Source organism: Oleiphilus sp. HI0066 (genome assembly GCF_001635725.1).
This window is the reverse complement of record NZ_LWFH01001644.1, coordinates 1-18,331: the sequence shown is the minus strand read 5'-3', so window position 1 is coordinate 18,331 and position 18,331 is coordinate 1. Positions and strand designations below refer to the sequence as shown.

The window sequence follows — 18,331 nt, the reverse complement described above, 5'->3', positions numbered from 1 at the left end:
AGTAAACCAACAATTCATAATACTATATATAGGGATACATCTTCTATCCCGTCATCAGGCGTAACTAAACGAATAGCTGTACCTTTGAACCCTCGTAATCGCTTAGTTGTCTTGGCTTTAAAGGTTATACGTGAGCAGAAAGAGAACATTTCTGCCACCACTAAATATAGGGGTTGCTCAGGTAAGGCAGCCAATAAAACATTTTAATGTGATAGCTCACTTAAGGAAGAGTGTCTGTCATTTAGAACGTCCACGAGGTTTCATAAATGAACGCTAAGGTCGAACCGCTCATTTCTCCACTCCCGATGCAAGATGCGTCGGTAGACATTTGGCACACTAAATACCAGCTGAAAACAAAGTCTGGCGAGGCTGTTGATAAAACAATCGCTGAAACTTATGAACGTGTGGCCCGTGCTCTATCTTCTGTAGAACCAGAGGAAAAGCGCGAGCAGGTATATGCAGATTTTAAATGGGCATTAGAAACTGGCGTCATTCCCGCAGGCCGCATTATGTCGAATGCAGGCGCTGGCGAACATAAGCCTGCAACTTCCACCATTAACTGTACCGTTTCAGGCACAGTCTATGACTCAATGGACGATATCCTACTTAAAAACCACGAAGCAGGCTTAACACTAAAAGCCGGCTGTGGCATCGGATATGAGTTTTCTACTTTACGCCCTAAAGGTGCTTATGTTGCTGGTGCAGGTGCGACCACCTCTGGCCCATTGTCGTTCATGGATATCTTCGACAAGATGTGTTTTACAGTATCATCAGCAGGTGGTCGACGTGGCGCACAAATGGCGACTTTCGATGTACACCATCCTGATGTTTTGGACTTCATTAAAGCTAAACGTGAAGACGGTCGTCTTCGTCAATTCAACTTGTCACTATTGATCACTGAAGACTTCATTAAAGCAGTAAAAGACGATGCTGACTGGAGACTTTCTTTCCCAGTTACAGCAGAAGAAGTTGCTGAAGAGAATCTAGACCTTACTGACACTGAGCAGTTTGTATTCCGTTCATTCCCTGTTAAATCTGGGTACGTCGCAAACCAAGAAGGTTTAATCGGTTGTCGTGTTTATAACACTGTTAAAGCGCGTACGATTTGGGATTCTATTATGAATTCTACTTACGATTTTGCTGAGCCAGGCTTCATCCTGATCGACAAAGTTAATGAGATGAACAACAACTGGTTCTGTGAAAACATTCGTGCAACTAACCCCTGTGGCGAACAACCATTGCCACCTTATGGCAGCTGCTTGCTTGGTTCTGTCAATCTAACGTCTTTCGTTGAAAAGCCATTCACTGACAAGGCTTCATTTAACTTCAAGAAGTACCGTAAGGCAGTTGCTATCTTCACGCGTATGCTCGACAACGTTGTTGAGATAAATGGCCTGCCTTTAATGGGGCAACGCAACGAGATTAACTTTAAGCGTCGCCATGGCATGGGCATTTTGGGTCTTGGTTCTACATTAACCATGATGAAAATGCCATATGGTTCGCCTGAGTCTGTTGAGTTCACTGAGAAAGTGAACCGCGAAATGGCTCTTGAAGGCTGGAGACAAGGTCTTGAACTAAGTAAAGAGAAAGGGCCAGCGCCAATCATGGAAGAAGAGTTCGCAGTGACTGCCGAAATACTACGCGAACGCCCAGAGCTGAGCGCGGACGGTTACTCCATAGGCGATACAGTGAAAGGTAAAGTTCTTCACGCAAAATATAGCCGTTACATGCAACGTATTGCTGATTACGAGCCAGAATTAGTCGATCAGCTTGCTGAGCAAGGTGCACGTTTTACACACCATACTTCGATTGCACCGACGGGAACTATTTCTTTGTCTCTTGCGAACAACGCAAGTAACGGTATCGAGCCAAGCTTTGCTCACCACTACTCTCGTAACATTATTCGCGAAGGTAAGAAGACTAAAGAAAAGGTAGATGTTTATTCATTCGAATTGCTTGCTTACAGAAATCAGGTCAATCCAGATGCAATGCCATTTAGTGATAACCCTGACAACGCATTGCCTGATTATTTCATCGCGGCAGATGAAGTAACGCCAAAGCAGCATGTCGATATTCAAGCGGCAGCACAGAAGTGGGTAGATTCTTCGATCTCTAAAACGGCGAACGTTCCTACAGAGTTCCCATATGAAGAATTTAAAGATATTTACATGTACGCCTATGAGCAGGGCTTAAAAGGCTGTACAACATTCCGTTTCAATCCTGAAGCATTCCAGGGCGTTTTGGTGAAAGAGCAAGATCTTGAGAACACCTTATACGAATTTACATTGGATGACGGAACAACCGTAAAAGTGAAAGGCAACGAAGAGATTGAATACGACGGTGAAATCCACACCGCTGCGAATCTATTCGACGCACTTAAAGAAGGCACCTACGGTAAATACTGATCAAGATTCGCCCGCTTATAGCGAGTGAATAAGAAAAAGGAATATGACAATGGCAATTAAAATCGAGAAAAAAATCGTAGGCTATCAAGTTCATACCGACGCATCGGCAGCCATTAAAGAGGCCGAAGTCGAGCAACGGCCTAAGCCGATTGAGATGAATGAGAAGATCGAACGTCCTGATTTTCTTTTAGGCTCTACGTATAAGGTAAAAACACCTGTAGATGAGCACGCACTTTACATCACGATCAATGACATCATTTTGAATGAAGATACCGATCATGAAGTGCGCCGTCCATATGAAGTGTTCATCAACTCTAAGTCGATGGAGCACTTCCAATGGGTTATTGCTTTAACGCGCGTTATTTCAGCTGTTTTCCGTAAAGGTGGTGACATTACATTCTTGGTAGAAGAGTTATCTTCTGTGTACGACCCGAATGGCGGTTACTACAAGAAAGGTGGCGTGTTCATGCCATCGCTTGTTGCTGAGATTGGCGCTGTGATCGAAAAGCATATGAAGAGCATTGGTCTTATCGAATCGGAAGAAATGAGCGATACGACGAAGCAGATTTTAGCTGAGAAACGTGCTGAATTTGAGCAAGCAGCTAAAGCTAATACCGCAGAAAGCTCTGCTAAGGAAGAACCAAGCCCATTCCCAGATACAGCACAGCTATGTAAGAAGTGCAATACCAAGGCTGTGATTATCATGGACGGTTGTGCAACCTGCCTAAACTGCGGCGACAGTAAGTGCGGCTAATCACCAACTAGCGGTCATTACAAAAGGCTTACTTTAGGTAAGCCTTTTTTCTTTCTAAATTTCGACAACAATACTCAAATTGTAAAAATCAACGCTTATATAAAAGCATGGGTTGTGGCATATTTGTGGCCGAACTTTTGCTTCAAATCAGGTCATTCAATATCTATAACTAGACCTTGTATATTTAGGACAACAACGACAATGATCAAAAACTGCTTATTCCCTGTTGCGGGTTATGGCACACGCTTTCTACCAGCGACAAAAGCAATGCCAAAAGAAATGCTTCCTCTTGTTAACAAACCTCTCGTCCAATACGGTGTTGAGGAAGCGCAGGAAGCCGGTATGGATAACTTTGGTTTCGTAACAGGTCGCGGCAAGCGCGCAATTGCGGACCATTTCGACATTAGCTATGAGCTAGAGCATCAAATTCAGGGTTCAGGAAAGGAAGCAATGCTTTCTGATATTCGAGGGCTTATCGAGAACAATACTTTCTCGTTTACACGTCAGCACCATATGAAAGGCCTTGGCCATGCGATTTTGTCAGGTAAGCCATTGGTCGGCGATAATCCTTTCGCAGTATTACTTGCTGACGACCTGTGCGTTGGCGATGCACCAGGAAACGGTGTACTAAAACAGATGTCTGAGTTGTATAACCAGTTCCGTTGTAGCATCGTTGCAATTCAAGAAGTGCCAGCAGATCAAACTCACAAATACGGCGTCATCGCAGGCGAATCAATGAAAGATGGCTTGTATCGCATTACTGACATGGTTGAGAAACCAGCACCAGAAGATGCACCAAGCAACCTCGCTATTATTGGCCGCTACATTCTTACGCCGGACATTTTCGACATTATCGAACAAACACCTCCAGGTAAAAACGGAGAGGTTCAGATTACCGACGCACTTATGACACAAGCTAAGAAAGGCTGCGTGCTTGCGTATAAATTCAAAGGTCAGCGCTTCGATTGCGGCAGTGTAGATGGATTTGTAAAGGCTACGAACTACGTATACGAAAACGTATATACGCCAGAGTAAGCTAAATATCTCTATAGACAAAAGGCAGCCAATTGGCTGCCTTTTGTCTTATAAGCCCATGAGTTGAAGTATTAACTCTTGGTTTTGAGGGTCGCTTTTTCGAAAGCGTTTTATCAACGCCAACTCTTGCTGTTTGGGAAGAGCGTCATCCAAGTGTTTATCTAACTCATTCAATGAATCACTTAGGTCTGAAAATTCAGGCTCATCAATGCCGGGCAAATCGAGTTGTGGAAATTGGTGCGCGCTTGGAACATCTAAAAAGTACTCTAAAGATGCGCCTGTTTTAAAACAAATATCGAGTAGGTTCTCTAAACTCGGGAACACCTGAGCATTTGAATCTTCCCATGCCTTTACGACTGAGTCATCAACCGAGCATAGATTCGCAATATCAGACAAGCTCAGCTTATGTGTTTCACGGAAGAAGCGTAGCTGCTTACTAAAACTCTGTAGATACTTCATGGATTCGCACTTTAAAATAACTATTCTTATAACTATAGCAGTGTCATCAAATCTTGCACTAAGCAGCTAATTTATATAGAAAAATAAGCCTTAACTATTTTGGTTGCTAATCCATAAGGCATCGTAGGGACGCATATTTACAACACCGTCGATATCAGTAATCACAGTACCTGAGAGCAAATCGACCCAACTATCAAACTCCGTAATATTCAATTCGCTTAAATGAATGTCTTGCTCTGTATCTGAGATGTTATAGATACAGAATATATTTTGGCGTCGATCCGTACTTTGCCTCCAGTAACCGAAAATTGACTCCCCTAAATGCAAGGTAAACTGCGTTGCGTTTGGATGGAAAGCCGCTTGTTTGGTTCTAATCTCAAGCATCTTTGAAATTTGATGATATATCTTCGAATGTGTGCTCGATTCATTGGCCAATTCTGACTCAAGCTCACTCAATTCCCATCGATGACGATTAATCGAACGATTGTGTTTGGTGTGTTCTAGTTTCTGATAATCGTTTCGAGTACCTACCAGACTATGGATATAAATCCCCGGAATCCCTTCTAAGCCCAACATTAATGCATGCGCACAAACAAAACGTTTCACACCCCACTTGTCAGGCCCTTTCGTTGTACCTTGCAATGCATCAAACAAAGAGATGTTCACTTCATAGGGCTTATTCTGATTATTCTCCAACGCCCGCATAGAGACCCTACCACCAAAGCCTAACATGGTGCTTACAAAAGTATTGATCTCAGTATCGGATAACAAACCCTCAGCAGGACGAAGTCCAATACCATCGTGCGAGGCAATAAAGTTAAAGTATGCGGTACCGTTCTGGGCAGGCGGCATGCTCATCATCCATTGCTTAAGATAATGACTAGACCCAGTAATTAAGGTGTTCACGAGCAAAGGTGGCAATGAGAAGTTGTAGACACAATGCGCTTCGTTCGCGTTTCCGAAATACGAAAGGTTTTCTCTATTAGGAATGTTCGTTTCCGTGATAATGACTGCGTCATGGCACTTATGCTCGATCAAAGTCCTGAGCAAACGAACGATTTCGTGGGTTTCAGGCAAATTAAGCGAAGATGTTGCCGCCTTCTTCCAAAGAAATGCGATCGCATCGAAACGGAATATGCGAATCCCTTGATCTAGATAGAAGTTAAGTATTTTCGCAAACTCGATTAAAACCTTAGGGTTTCGAAAATCAAAATCGATTTGATCATGACTAAACGTACACCAGACATATTTTGTTCCGTCTGCCGTTTCTTGTTCTTTAAGCAACGACGATGTTCTAGGTCGAACAACTTGAGAATGGTCCAGCGCAGGATCGCTCGTAAAGAAGTAGTCATTCCCTTCGCCCTGTCCCTTTATGAAATTACCATACCATTGGCTTCGAGCCGAACAGTGATTGATGACCACATCGGCCATAAGGCGATAACGTTGCGATAACGACTGCACATGCCCCCAATCCCCAAGCGAATCATTCACTTCGACATAGTTAATAACCGAGAAACCGTCATCAGAACTGTAAGGATAAAATGGAAGTATATGTACGGAATTGAATATATCTTTGCAGTACTTATCTAAAAAATAGCCCAAACTCTCGAGCGGCTTCTGCTTATGCGAAGCAAGCACCGAAGCTCCTTCTGACACGCTATCCCCATAGGTTATGAGGATGGCATCTTTTTCGCTCCAATGATTGGTGTACGGTTTTGGTGATGTTTCCGCTCCCAAAAACACACCCTGCTCATCAACCAGATTCATTGTTTGCAAGAGAGATCGCTTTAACGCGTCAATATCAGTGCCCGACAACAAGGGGCCATAAATGAACTCGAGCTGATCACTGAGTTTTGCATCAAGTTTCTGCAAGACATCATTCATATTCGAACCTTACTTCTATAAACCAAATTCTTCGTTGTCCTTCTCAACCGCATCCTTGAGTCGTTCAAGCACATCTGGCATCGCACTAATTACCCGGTTCCAACTCGCGATAAAGGGGCGCTCCATCGGGTTATCTAAAAAGTGCTGTCCTGCCTTCATGATATTTGAGGCAAACATCTCGACTGCTTTTTCCTCTTGGTGAACGTCTAACTTAAGACCATTCATCATCGCGTCATTGTAGTAGGTTTCAATAAAATCAAGCGCAATCCGGTAATACGTCGCTTTCAAGGAGCGTATCGTCTCTGTTGTAAATGTTTCGCCTTGCGTCGCGAGTTTTCTGAAGAGTGCCTTGGTAATATCGATAGACATTTTTGACAAGCCGCCTGTTTCATCGTGTAAAGACAGATCCTGATGTTTATGGTCGTATATGTGTGCGATATCAACTTGGCAAAGACGGTTGTGCGCATAGTTGCGGTACATCTCTGAAAGCACCCCAATCTCTAAGCCCCAATCACTTGGAATTCGAATATCTTTTAAGACATCGATACGGAACGAAAACTCGCCAGCTAATGGATAACGAAAGCTATCCATGTACTCTAAGTAATCACGATATCCAATAACGCTTTTGAAAGATCGTAATAATGGTGTCACTAACAAACGACTGACACGTCCGTTCATTTTTCCATTAGCGACTCGAGAATAGTAGCCCTTACAGAACTCATAATTGTAATGCGGATTGGCAACTGGGTAGATTAAGCGCGCTAAAAGTTCTTTATCATAGGTGACGATATCACAGTCATGCAGGGCAACCGATTCTGATCGGTTCGACGCTAAGGTATAGCCCATGCAATACCATACATTTCTGCCCTTACCTGCTTCTTTAGGCGCAACACCGAGGGCCTGCAGCTCGTCGTCGAGTTGACGTAATCGCGGTCCATCGTTCCAAAGCACGCGATGACGTTGTGGCAATTTTGAGAAAAAACCTAAAGCGTATTTATACTGATCAAGGCTAGCGCGATCTAAACCAATCACAATTTCACCGATGTACTTCACCTCGCTAAGTAAATCGATAATTTTGGGTAGCGCATCCCCTTCTAACTCAGAAAATAGAGACGGCAAGATCAGCCCCATCGGACGTTTTGTTGCAAAATCTTCCAGCTCCCTCTCGAGGTCTTCATACGACCGACAGCTTAGATTATGTAACGTTGTTATGATGCCATTTTGATAAAAGTCAGCCATTTTTTACTCGCTTAAGCTCTATGTCTGCTGGTTATTATTTACAATGAGGGCTCACCTAGATCTAAGTCTAAAAAGCTACTCAAACTTTCAGCCCAACCTTTAGGCCCTGCACTTGCACTTCTGATTTCATTAATGTCTGACGGAAGCATCAGCGTCGGTTTATTAGGATTCTTGATTACTATTGCCTGATCGGCGGCCTCTAACATGTCTATATCATTGTCACTGTCGCCGAGCGCAATGGCTCTGAAAGGTGTGTTTGCGTTGTTGCAAATATATTGTTGTTTTAGCCAAACTAAAGCCTTTCCTTTGTCATATCCGTTTGTGATATGTAGAAAGCGCCCACCCTCTTGAATTCTATAGCCAAGCCCTTCTACTTCTTTGCGAAGTTGACTCTTTTGGACATCTGACCCCTGCCATAAAATAGGATCAGAATATTCTCTTTGATTCGCTAACGCAGCATGATCTAGACTCAGACCGGTTACTTCCGCTATTTGCTTGTTTCCAAGCATCCCAAACGTCATACAACAATCTTGAAGCTCGCGTGAAAGCTTACTCATCAGGTCTTGATGTTGCTCTCTTGGGAGGCCAAAAGCCTTGCACCAAAATTCATCGCAATCTAAGAGTGAGTCGTGATTAAACTCAAATTGAGATTTAGGAATGAAAACGGCCGCGCCGTTCTCTACAACAAACGGAGTGTTTAATTCCAGTGAAGCCCTCAAGATCATCACTTCAGCGCGCGTTTTACTTGTAACAGGAATAATGTGAGCGTTGCGTTCGCGAAGCACCGTGATTGCGCCTTGCGCAGCTTTGTAACTATACGTTTCGTGGTCTAGTAAGGTGCCATCTAAATCCGTAAAGATTAAGATGTCGTTTAATGGCCGCATAATTCAAATCCTTTTTTAGCGACTTCTCCCTGTACGCGCATGTGTTGGACATGCCTGTCGCCCCCAAGCTCCCAAACGATGTCGGCTCGGGTAGAAAATGTATCTAACAAACGCTCAGTCAGACGTTCATAATGTGCAATGAAACGCTTCAAACTTTTCTCATCAAGAATTCCATCAGCAGCATCTTCTGGCTTGAGCGTGTCTATTAATTTCTTCTCTTGTTGTAGTCGCCATTCGTAAACAGAAGCAAAAGACGGCGCTTTTAAAAAACACCACAGATCAAAAAAGCGATACAGCGGCTCATAACTTTGACGCAATGCACGATTAACTTCTAAACGCCATATTCGTTCAGGATCTTCAATTTCCTCTAGCGCGTTACATGGTGCATCTAGTAAGGCTTCATCAACGGCTTCAACGCCCCAACACCAGCCTTCAAAAATTACAAAATCTGGGTTAGTTGCAACGACGATTTCGTTTTCAGCAGGGACTACATCGTCGGTCGCCTTATTAAACGCTGGCAGTTTGATTTCCCCTGTATTTTCTCGAAGGGCTTCAAGAACTTCCCGAATCCTAGATACGTCGTGTGTACATGGTACACCGCGCGTTGCAAACAGAGGATGGACACTTAAAGCAAGATGCTTACGATCCAGTTTTCCAAGATAAAAATCGTCGAGTGACAAACTAACGACTTTCGCACCCTGCTCCTTTAATGAATTGGCAAAATACTTACAAAGGGTTGATTTGCCTGACCCTTGGCAACCAACTAGCCCAATAAACACAGGTTCTTTCATGGGCGCCCGATAGCGTAGCAAAGCATCTACAACGGGATCGAAGTATCGCGAGGCTGTGTTTCTAAAACTTTTTGGCAGACGCTCTTCTTCTAAGAATTTATCTATCACTTGCACGATGATCTCGATCCGTTCACTTGTTGCGTATCACGTATCGTAACTAGTGCATGATGCATACCAAATGGTCTTTGATGCGCCAAAGCGTTTAAGCGTAGGGTCTGATGGAAAGCAACCTGACAGTTAAGCGAACTAAAATTGCGCATCAGGTAGTAACGACACGCCGTGCGCACCATTATGAGGCAAAATTAACGTTGATTTAGCTAGGCTGGAAATTAAATGGTAGAACGTGCACCAACTCTGGTGCGTTTGATGGCCCGAAATTAGTCAGCTTCATTCGCGCAACCAGTTTGGCGACGAGTTTTGGGTCACCGAGCGTGTCTTCAAGCACCTCGACAGAAGAAACTAATCCAGAAGACAAAATAGTTATTTTAAGTGTTAACGCACCTTCTAGGAATGGGGCGTCTCTCAGTGCCCGGTTGTACAATAAATTGAATGTTGAGCGAACACCCTCTACAACGAGTTGCACCTCAGCCATATCTCGCGTCTTTCCTGCGTTTTTCTCCGCGAGTGCGAGGGCTTTTTCTTCTTCACGTACTTGCAGCGTTGAATATTCTTGATCGTCCAATGTTGCTTGGCGTGTATCGATTTGCTGTTCCGACTGAGCTGTTGCGTTCGAGGTTTTGCTCAATACAGACTGATCCGGTGAACCGATACTTAATGGCCCTGACTCGGCTTTTACTTGCTTCGCTGAAGAATAGAAGCCTGATGCGGCGACCGAACTCGATAGCGCTGCCATTTGGCTTTGCATAGCAAGCAAACCACTATTACTTGCGACTTCTCGTGCCTGTTTTATTTGTTCCGCGGTGCTCTTCTGGGTTTCCACTCGTTTTTTGGGTTGCGCTTTAATCGATTCCTTAGACTTCTGCTTAGGAACAGGCCTCGGCTCAAGTTTAGGTTTTGGCTTCGCTACCGGCTTAGGTTTAACTTCAGCCTTCGGTTTAGGTAATTCCTTTTTACGTATAGGCTTTGGCGCAACTTTTGGCTTTTCGTTCTTTACGAAACGAGCCAATTGAGGCGGCAAGCGCTCGAGACTCTCTCTATCAGGTTCAGGCACTTCATAATTATCAATAAACCAGGCAGCAGCGATTAAAAGCACTAACCCAAGCATGAGCGCAACAGAGAAGACGCGCTGCTCTGAATGCGATTGCGACCATGGCAAATTATGATGAGCGACTACTAAAGACATCTGAAAGTACTTTCTATGCTCTAACTATTTTTGCGTTGAAGCACAGAGGTTAAGCACTTTGATCCCCGCCATTTCGAAACTATCAACGATCTCATTCGTTTTAGCCTGAAGATACGAGTGGACCATCAAAAGCGGAATTGCAGCCATTAGACCGAACGCAGTTGTATTCATCGCGACAGAGATACTTTGCGAAAGCAAGGTCGCTTTCTGCGCTGGGTCCGCGTTTGCAACCGCTGTGAAAGCCGCAATCAAACCGATAATGGTTCCCAAGAGACCTAGCAAGGTTGCGACGTTTGCGAGCATCGCGAGAAACGGCGTACGTTTCTCAAGGCGAGGTAAGATCTCCATTAACGATTCTTCCATCGCATACTCAATTTCGTCCCTAGATCGTCCAGAATTAAAACGCGTTAAACCGATATCAAGCATTGTTGAGATTGCGCTCGTTCCTTCACGCGCTTTGGCACCCGCCGCAACGAAATCGCCCTTTACAAGCAAGGGGAGCAAATCGTTTTCAAACACTTTTCTATTTGTTGACTTCGCCCGCGTTAGAAAAATAAATCGCTCAACCGTAATGGCGAAGCCGAATAGCAATATGCACGCAATTGGATACATGAACATGCCGCCATCTTGAAAAAACTTAACTACGGTATCCAAAAACCTTACTCCTTTTTTGTTATCTGTCGATCGATTAAGAGCAACTCAAATCTATTGTGATCCAAATGACTTTGGCATTTGGATGTAATGGTGAAAATAAACTTTACGCTTATGCTTATCCATCGAAATTGGCTTTAATACGTCAGGCATTGGCTCAGGGTCTAATTCGATCTTAGTTGGGTCCGCTGAGCCAGATATTCTCCATGGCAGCGCTAATTCGACTTTAGGTAATTCAGAATTACCAATGATTGAAATAGTCTTAATCTGTTCCGATGATTTGTCATTAGCTGTTGTAAAGCTGGCGTAGGATAGCATCAACACTAAAGAGCAAAACTGAATAATGTGTAATCCCTTCATGCAGATTTCCTTTTGAGCAGTCTAACCCACAACTTTACATGTTTTATTTGATCTTCTTGTGCTCGCCCGTCTGCTCCTTCTAAGAAAGCCAAGTAATGCCGCTCAGCTTTATCAAAATCAAACAGGTACAAATCATATATAACACCTAACCCGTAATGGGCATAAAGGGTATCTGGCGCTAGCGCTAATGCCTTGAGATAGGATTGCTCTGCGCGCTTAATTTGACCTTGCGCTAAAAATGCTTCTCCAAGAAAGCTGTGCGCTTGGGCTAGTTCGTCATTAATAGAAGTCGCACGTTCAAACTCTACAACCGCTTCTTTTGTTTTAGATTGTCTAAGTAAGGCCACACCTTTATTCACATGAAGCTCAGGCAGTAAAGGGTAATCAACTAACAATTTCTGAATCAGAACTAGCGCCTTTTCGAATTGCTGTGCCTGCATTAACGACTGCAATTCCATGAAGCTCGCTTTATCTTTATCCGAGATCGAAACTGGAGTCTGTGGCTTAACAGAAATATTCTGGCTGACGTCTTTCGTCGCGCACCCACTAATTGATCCAATCAAAAACAGACTAAAAATCAAATGTCGCATAATCTGCTCCGGTTACTGGCCGCTTGTACATACCTGGATTTAACTCTTGAAGCGCGTCATAGCTTGCTTTAACCCAACCACTGAGTTCGTGATTCGGACTCGCCTTAATGTTCAGCTCGTGAAGTGCAATCGCTTCATCTTCGATTGGAATGGCTTGCTCTTCCAATAGGATGTCATACTGCTCTTGCTCTAAAGCATTTAAACCTTTCGGACGCTCGGATAGCATAATGTCATGCGCGAGAATCTGATATATATCCGCCATCGCAAATCGCGCCGCCTCTGTGTAGGTCTCGACACCAAACTGCACAACGCGTTTATACGCAACTGTACATTGATCTAGCTGCTTGGTTTTTGTGCGTAAGGATTTCGCAAACGGTTGCGACAATGACATGTCGGTAAAGCGGGCTTTTTGTTGTTCGGCCAAAAATAGGCTTGCTTGCGCGCCGAGCGTCAACGCACGTGAGGTATCGAGTTTGTTATCTTCGACGTATTCCGCTATGCGCACTGCGTACGCTTTTTCATGCGCACTTTCCACTTCTGACGTTTCAAACATAAATGCTAATGCTTCTATGCCAATATCGTAACGTTTAGGGTGCTCTTTGAGCACCCACTCATAGGCTTCGGTTGCTTTTTCTTTAACGCTATTCTCAGAAAAATATCGCGCAGCTTTATAAGCGGATTCTGCTGACAGCGCTGCATCAATTGCTTTCTGTTGCTTGGCTTGTGCGAACAAAGACTCTGCTGCATCGATATAAAGCGCCTCTTGCTCCAAGGCATAAATTAATTGCGTTAAACCGGTAGCTTGAAGTTCATGTTTTGGAAACATGACTTGAAACAGACGATGAGTTCGGACCGCTTGATCCCAATCCTCTGTGCTCCCCGCAATACTCGCTGCATTGAATAAGGCGTCAGGTGCAAGCGGGTCTGAAGGGAACTCTTCATAGACCTTAAGATATGCATCAAGTGCGCGCTTACTTTTACCACTCTTCTTACCTTGCTGATAAAGTGAATTAGCAAGGGCTGCGTTGATAGCGATTTTTCGTTTAGTGTTAAGCGCATACTCGGGATCAGACTCCGCAATAGAAAGCACATTACGATAAGCGCGCTCAGCAAAGGTGTAGCCATCAGCATCTAAGGCCTTATTGTATAGAACACCAGCTCTTGTCAGCTCAGCTGTCAGCCGCTGTTCTGTAGAGGCTTCGCTAAACCGCTCAAACCCCGTGAGGAAGGTGATCAACGCATCAAACTGTTGTTGGTTTTGATAAAAATTCGATACCGCTAACGCCACTTCTGGTGCTCTTTTATCTTGAGAGAAAGTACTAATGAACTTGTTTGCTAATTCAAACTGCTTGTCTGCCCATTGTGTCGATTTAATAGCATTATCTTGGCCAAGCGTTTTGCGCAAAGCCTGTTCTGAGCTGATCAATGCGCTATATGCCGCATCTGATTTAAAGTCTAGTGATGCGTTATTGTAGGCCAGCCTTTCATATAGGTCTGATGCTTTGCTAGCCTGCCCGCCGCGCTGTAATGCCTGCGCTGCCAAATAAGTCGCTTCGTGGTTTTGCTCAGAAGCGCCATTTTTCATTTGCTCAAGTGCTGATAGCTGTAAATAGTAACTCGCTGCCTGTTTTGCCGATCGCAACATTCTTTGATCGCGCGTTTTTCGCTCTTGCATTCGAACAAAATTAAGATGAGCGAGTTCTTCAGTCACATCAATAAGGCTGGGACGGATATCTGCTTTTACGCGTGCCTGCGCCGTTTTCCAAAAATCAGAACGAATTCCAAACCGCTGTACCAACGCCGCTTTTGCCTTCCAAGCTTCGATTTTCCTATCAGCCTGTTGATATAATTCGATGCCCTTTAAATTATAAAAAAACAATTCCTGATCGGTTGTAGCATTATCAGTGTATTGCGCTATCAAACTCGCCGCATCGAAGTAACGTTTTTTACTTGCGTAGTGATCCACCAAGGCTCTTAATACTATGGGTTCCCTTTCAGGTCCTCCTAGCGCAATCGCAGTCTCCGAAATATTGCGCATCCAATCGCCCTGCTCGTTGAGTAAAGCAAGTAAACGCATACCGTCGCTAAGGATATTTTTATCAAGATCTATATCGAACCCACGATGGCTAGAAGTCCGAAAAGGAATAACCGTCAAATCTGTCGTCAACAAGCTTGAGTAGATACCAGGAAATGCATCAAAAAAGTTACTAAGCCTTTGGAGGGCGTCATTATTATCTTCCAAGCGATACTCAGCCCATGCCAACTTGTAATTAGAATAGGCTCGCATTCTTGGAGCTTTCGATTTTTTAAGTAGCTTCGCGTAGTAGTCGCGTGCTCGATTAAAATCGGCCAAATCAAAATATCCCTCCGCTAAGCGCAGCAATGCTTCATCAGCGAGTTTTGAATTTGGATATAGCCCAACCAGTAATTCTAATCGCTTGATCGATTCTAGTATGTCACCCGTAAATGCTGTTGCTTTTGCTGTCTGATACAACAACTCATCCATGCGCTGATATGTATCACCAGAATCAACAATCTTTTGATAGGTATCGAGCACGACGTCAGCGTGAACGTAAGGATCTACCGTCAGACCTTTCTCTGATACGCCATAACTCGCGCTCAAATTATTCAAGCGATTCAATGCTTCAATACGTACTTCTGGACTTTGCGCGGTTTCGAAAAGCTTTCGATAGCGTTTCATTACATATTTAACCGAGACATCGGGAATCGGTTTCTTATCGAGCGCTAAAACACGAGGTCGTAAATCACCAATCTTCTCCGCTTTCGCAGACTCGCCAAAATTGACAGTAAAACTCTCATTTGCCAAAAGATAGCTTGAGTTCAGAGAAGCAAGAATTGACACACAAACGATCAGCCAAGGCACTATTGGTACCTCCCATCAAGCAGATTTGTTCGTTTTGTAGTCAGACGGGCGTGAGATTCTAGTATTTGTATAAAACCAAGTTCGGCTTGCTCGTAATGCTTATGCAGTCGCTCATCAAAACGTTCAAAGGCATTGTTCGCGTCATTAGTGAATGCACCATCGATTCTAGAATAAAGTGCTGCAATCTTAACGGTCAGCGCGTCAATTTTTTTCAAGGCTTTATCGATGCTTTGTATATGTTCAGGTATCGCTTTCTTGCGGTCGTTTACTCTTGGGGGCAAGCTCGCCAATCGAGTTTCAAGAGCACTCAGTGTATCTGATGTTCTCGATGTGCTGTTAGGGGGAAGTCGCTGCTCGATTTTACTCAGCGTGTCGCGTGCAGCTTGAATTCGCTTGGTAAGTTCTCGAGCTGCTTTGTTTAATTCGGTGCTGTTATTTACTCGTCCCTGTGCTTTTAAGTTTGTGCGCAAAGCCTTTAGTTTGGCGCTGAATCCTTGCAAGTTCGACTCATATAACCGCATATCAGAGTAAAGTTGCATCCAATACAAGGATGGTTCATCGTCGTACAGGAAACGAAGGTAACCATTTTTAATAGTATTCCCAACACCACTATTACCTAGAAACCAAGCCAAGTCCTCTCGAGAACTCTCCCTTAGTAATACTTCAATTGCTCCGTATTTTTTTAAGGCCTTCTTTAGTTTGGCTAGCTGCGCGCGCTCTTGTTGCAGCAATTTACTCGCGGCGAGATACGACTCTAGCGCTAGGGTTTGATAACCAGATTGTGCTTGTACATTTGGAAGAGCAAGTAAAGACTCGGCAACACCTGGTTCAGCAAGATTATGTTGCAGATTAGCTTGCCAGACTTGAACGGCTGCACGGTAATCTTTCAACTCTACCTTCGCTAAACCTGATAGATAAAGACCTTGTGTCGCATAAGCAGAACCGATATCCATTTCATCAAAAAATCGCACCGCCATATCTGGTTTATCGTGCTTGAGATAAAGCGCCCCTGCGCCAAGATTGATTCTATTCGTGAGCTCATTTGCGCTTTCGCCATTGTTTGTCATGTCTCTGGCTACACGCAGAGAAACTAACGCACGTTTCGGGTTTCGGCTATTAAAGGCATAATCAGTCGCTAAGTTGTAATAAGCCACTGCGGATAATTCACCCTCTAAGGCAATACTAAGCGACTGAGCAGCAAAATTATTCTTCCCTAACTCGATGAAGCATTGTCCTCGCAAGTAAGCCCGAAGAGATTGTAATGAAGGACTTAGTTTCGGTGCTTTACCTTTTAAATACCTTACCGCAGTGCGGCAGTCATCTTGGTTATAAAGCATGTTGGCTATACGAAGACGATCCACGTCAGGTGTATCTGACGTTTTCAAATGTTGCTTTAATTGATCGATCGTAAAGGAAGGTGTTAGCCCCAACTGTGTTTGAGCAACTGCGGTCATAACGGGATAGGACTTGTATTCGTCCTTAGAAATAGACGACAAGGTGCTAGCGTAATCACCTCTCTCAAAGTGAAATTGAACCATCCGCTTTTGTAGATCGTCAGGAAGAGCAAACCCAAAGGTAGAGAAACCCATGAGGAGGCATCCGACAGCAAACTTAAAAATGGCAGTCATATCTTACAAATTACCACTGCTTCACTTTGAACACTGGCTCACCAATACCGGGTCGTTCCGACACGATAAGTTCGATATATCTCGCGTTTTTTGTCTTATCGAACTTCAATGATTTTTTACGCTTGAAATATCCCCCACTTCTTCCTTGTCCCTTGAAGCTAGCGGTAAGCTTATGCTGACCTGGGGCAACACTGCCAAGATATAGCTGCTGCACTCCACCGTTTAACAGAGCTTGTATGTCGCTATTTTGATATAAGTGAGTTGAAATAAGTGCATCATCGACAAACAATTCAATTGAATCTAGTTTGAATCGAGTTTTGTCATCGAGACTCAAAAATACACCGAACTTAACCTCTGGCGGATAAATCATTGCCTGTTCAAGTGCATGCAATTCTTGATTGAGTTCGATAATCGATTGTTTAAGTTGACTAGCCTCAGCCTTTAGATCTTGATTGTTCTGAGTCTGATCACTATTCGCGTGGACTACCTGACTCAACAGAAGACAGCTAGTCACTACTATAGCTAGTAACTTCAAGGACCTGATACCTATATGATTTTTGAATAAACGCCAAAAAGACGGGACTAGCGCGAAGTCTACCAACATGAAGACTTCGCGCTGTGAATTGGTTAATAGGTTCAGTTAATATTTACGTATTTCTACAATTGCGGCAGAGGCAGGCTTGTTATCGACTGAGGTACTTCATTGCTGATTCAAGACCCTCGATACTCATTGGGTACATATGATCCTCAACCAATTCGCGTGTAATGCCTAGCGAACCGCCTGTTCCCCAATAGTTTTCTGGCAGCGGGTTAATCCATACAACCTTATCAAAGTGATCGGTCACGCGTTGCATCCAAACAGCGCCCGCCTCTTCGTTCCAATGCTCGATACTGCCACCTGCTTGCGTGATTTCATAGGGAGCCATTGCGGCGTCGCCTACGAAAATTACCTTATAGTCAGAGCTATACTTATGCAGCACATCATAAAGCGCGGTTGTCTCATTACTGCGTCGCAGGTTATTTTTCCAGACACTCTCATAAATAAAGTTATGGAAGTAAAAGTACTCCATGTGCTTAAACTCAACACGAGCAGCGGAGAATAGTTCTTCACATACTTTGACATGAGGATCCATAGAGCCACCGATATCAAAGAATAAAAGAACCTTCACTGCGTTATGGCGTTCTGGCACAAGCTTGAGATCGAGAAAACCAGCATTACGCGCTGTTGAACGAATTGTATCATCAAGATCCAACTGATCAGCGGCGCCTTGGCGCGCAAACTTTCTAAGACGGCGAAGAGCGACCTTTATGTTTCGGATGCCGAGCGTTATATCTCCATCCAAATCTTTATAACCGCGTTTTTCCCATACCTTTACAGCCTTCCCATGGCGCCCTTTCTTCTGACCAATTCGAACCCCTTCAGGGTTGTAACCGTTTTGGCCGAAAGGTGAGGTACCACCAGAG

Annotated in this window: 17 protein-coding genes; 4 read left to right on the top strand and 13 right to left on the bottom strand. The window is 44.0% G+C overall.

From position 1 onward, the window contains the following. From A3738_RS32165 to galU, 4 genes are all read left to right on the top strand, one after another. A partial coding sequence (locus tag A3738_RS32165; protein WP_231876766.1) for a hypothetical protein occupies positions 1-207 on the top strand: 207 nt, incomplete at its 5' end. Positions 208-266: 59 nt separating this feature from the next. Then, entirely contained in the window at positions 267-2,405 is a 2,139-nt protein-coding gene (locus A3738_RS25705; protein ID WP_068479730.1) for an adenosylcobalamin-dependent ribonucleoside-diphosphate reductase, read from the top strand. A 49-nt stretch (positions 2,406-2,454) separates the two neighbouring features. Next, positions 2,455-3,159: an NrdJb gene (locus A3738_RS25700; RefSeq protein ID WP_068479728.1), complete on the top strand. Its 705-nt coding sequence runs from the start codon at positions 2,455-2,457 to the stop codon at positions 3,157-3,159. A 201-nt stretch (positions 3,160-3,360) separates the two neighbouring features. After that, the gene (gene galU, locus A3738_RS25695) at positions 3,361-4,194 is read left to right on the top strand and encodes a UTP--glucose-1-phosphate uridylyltransferase GalU (protein ID WP_068479727.1); all 834 of its coding nucleotides are present in this window, start codon (positions 3,361-3,363) and stop codon (positions 4,192-4,194) included. A gap of 48 nt (positions 4,195-4,242) precedes the next feature. Here the strand turns inward: galU and A3738_RS25690 are convergent, their stop codons facing one another. From A3738_RS25690 to A3738_RS25630, 13 genes are all read right to left on the bottom strand, one after another. Then, the gene (locus tag A3738_RS25690; RefSeq protein WP_068477510.1) at positions 4,243-4,653 is read right to left on the bottom strand and encodes a helix-turn-helix domain-containing protein; all 411 of its coding nucleotides are present in this window, start codon (positions 4,651-4,653) and stop codon (positions 4,243-4,245) included. A 90-nt stretch (positions 4,654-4,743) separates the two neighbouring features. Next, complete coding sequence (locus A3738_RS25685; RefSeq protein WP_068479724.1) at positions 4,744-6,537, bottom strand: sugar phosphorylase; 1,794 nt, start codon at positions 6,535-6,537, stop codon at positions 4,744-4,746. A gap of 15 nt (positions 6,538-6,552) precedes the next feature. After that, complete coding sequence (locus tag A3738_RS25680) at positions 6,553-7,776, bottom strand: glycosyl transferase (protein ID WP_068479721.1); 1,224 nt, start codon at positions 7,774-7,776, stop codon at positions 6,553-6,555. 38 nt (positions 7,777-7,814) lie between these two features. Next, on the bottom strand, positions 7,815-8,660 hold the full coding sequence (locus tag A3738_RS25675; RefSeq protein WP_068479719.1) for a mannosyl-3-phosphoglycerate phosphatase: 846 nt from the start codon (positions 8,658-8,660) through the stop codon (positions 7,815-7,817). Then, the gene (locus A3738_RS25670) at positions 8,648-9,565 is read right to left on the bottom strand and encodes a zeta toxin family protein (protein ID WP_082878490.1); all 918 of its coding nucleotides are present in this window, start codon (positions 9,563-9,565) and stop codon (positions 8,648-8,650) included. The genes A3738_RS25675 and A3738_RS25670 overlap by 13 nt, the downstream gene beginning before the upstream one ends. Positions 9,566-9,764: 199 nt before the next feature. Then, positions 9,765-10,754: an AgmX/PglI C-terminal domain-containing protein gene (locus tag A3738_RS25665; RefSeq protein WP_068479717.1), complete on the bottom strand. Its 990-nt coding sequence runs from the start codon at positions 10,752-10,754 to the stop codon at positions 9,765-9,767. A 24-nt stretch (positions 10,755-10,778) separates the two neighbouring features. After that, positions 10,779-11,408, bottom strand: a complete 630-nt coding sequence (locus tag A3738_RS25660; protein WP_068479715.1) for a MotA/TolQ/ExbB proton channel family protein — start codon at positions 11,406-11,408, stop codon at positions 10,779-10,781. 51 nt (positions 11,409-11,459) lie between these two features. Further along, the gene (locus tag A3738_RS25655) at positions 11,460-11,765 is read right to left on the bottom strand and encodes a hypothetical protein (protein WP_068479713.1); all 306 of its coding nucleotides are present in this window, start codon (positions 11,763-11,765) and stop codon (positions 11,460-11,462) included. Then, a complete protein-coding gene (locus A3738_RS25650) occupies positions 11,762-12,355 on the bottom strand; it encodes a tetratricopeptide repeat protein (protein WP_068479711.1) in 594 nt (197 codons plus the stop codon). Before A3738_RS25650 ends, A3738_RS25655 begins: the two co-directional genes overlap by 4 nt. Beyond that, positions 12,336-15,239 (bottom strand): tol-pal system YbgF family protein, encoded by a 2,904-nt coding sequence (locus tag A3738_RS25645; RefSeq protein WP_068479709.1) that lies wholly within the window; start codon positions 15,237-15,239, stop codon positions 12,336-12,338. The genes A3738_RS25650 and A3738_RS25645 overlap by 20 nt, the downstream gene beginning before the upstream one ends. Beyond that, entirely contained in the window at positions 15,239-16,828 is a 1,590-nt protein-coding gene (locus tag A3738_RS25640; RefSeq protein ID WP_156502686.1) for a hypothetical protein, read from the bottom strand. The genes A3738_RS25645 and A3738_RS25640 overlap by 1 nt, the downstream gene beginning before the upstream one ends. A gap of 49 nt (positions 16,829-16,877) precedes the next feature. Next, positions 16,878-17,363 (bottom strand): AraC family transcriptional regulator, encoded by a 486-nt coding sequence (locus A3738_RS25635; RefSeq protein ID WP_156502687.1) that lies wholly within the window; start codon positions 17,361-17,363, stop codon positions 16,878-16,880. Between the two features lie 187 nt (positions 17,364-17,550). Further along, a partial coding sequence (locus A3738_RS25630; RefSeq protein ID WP_068763954.1) for a VWA domain-containing protein occupies positions 17,551-18,331 on the bottom strand: 781 nt, incomplete at its 5' end.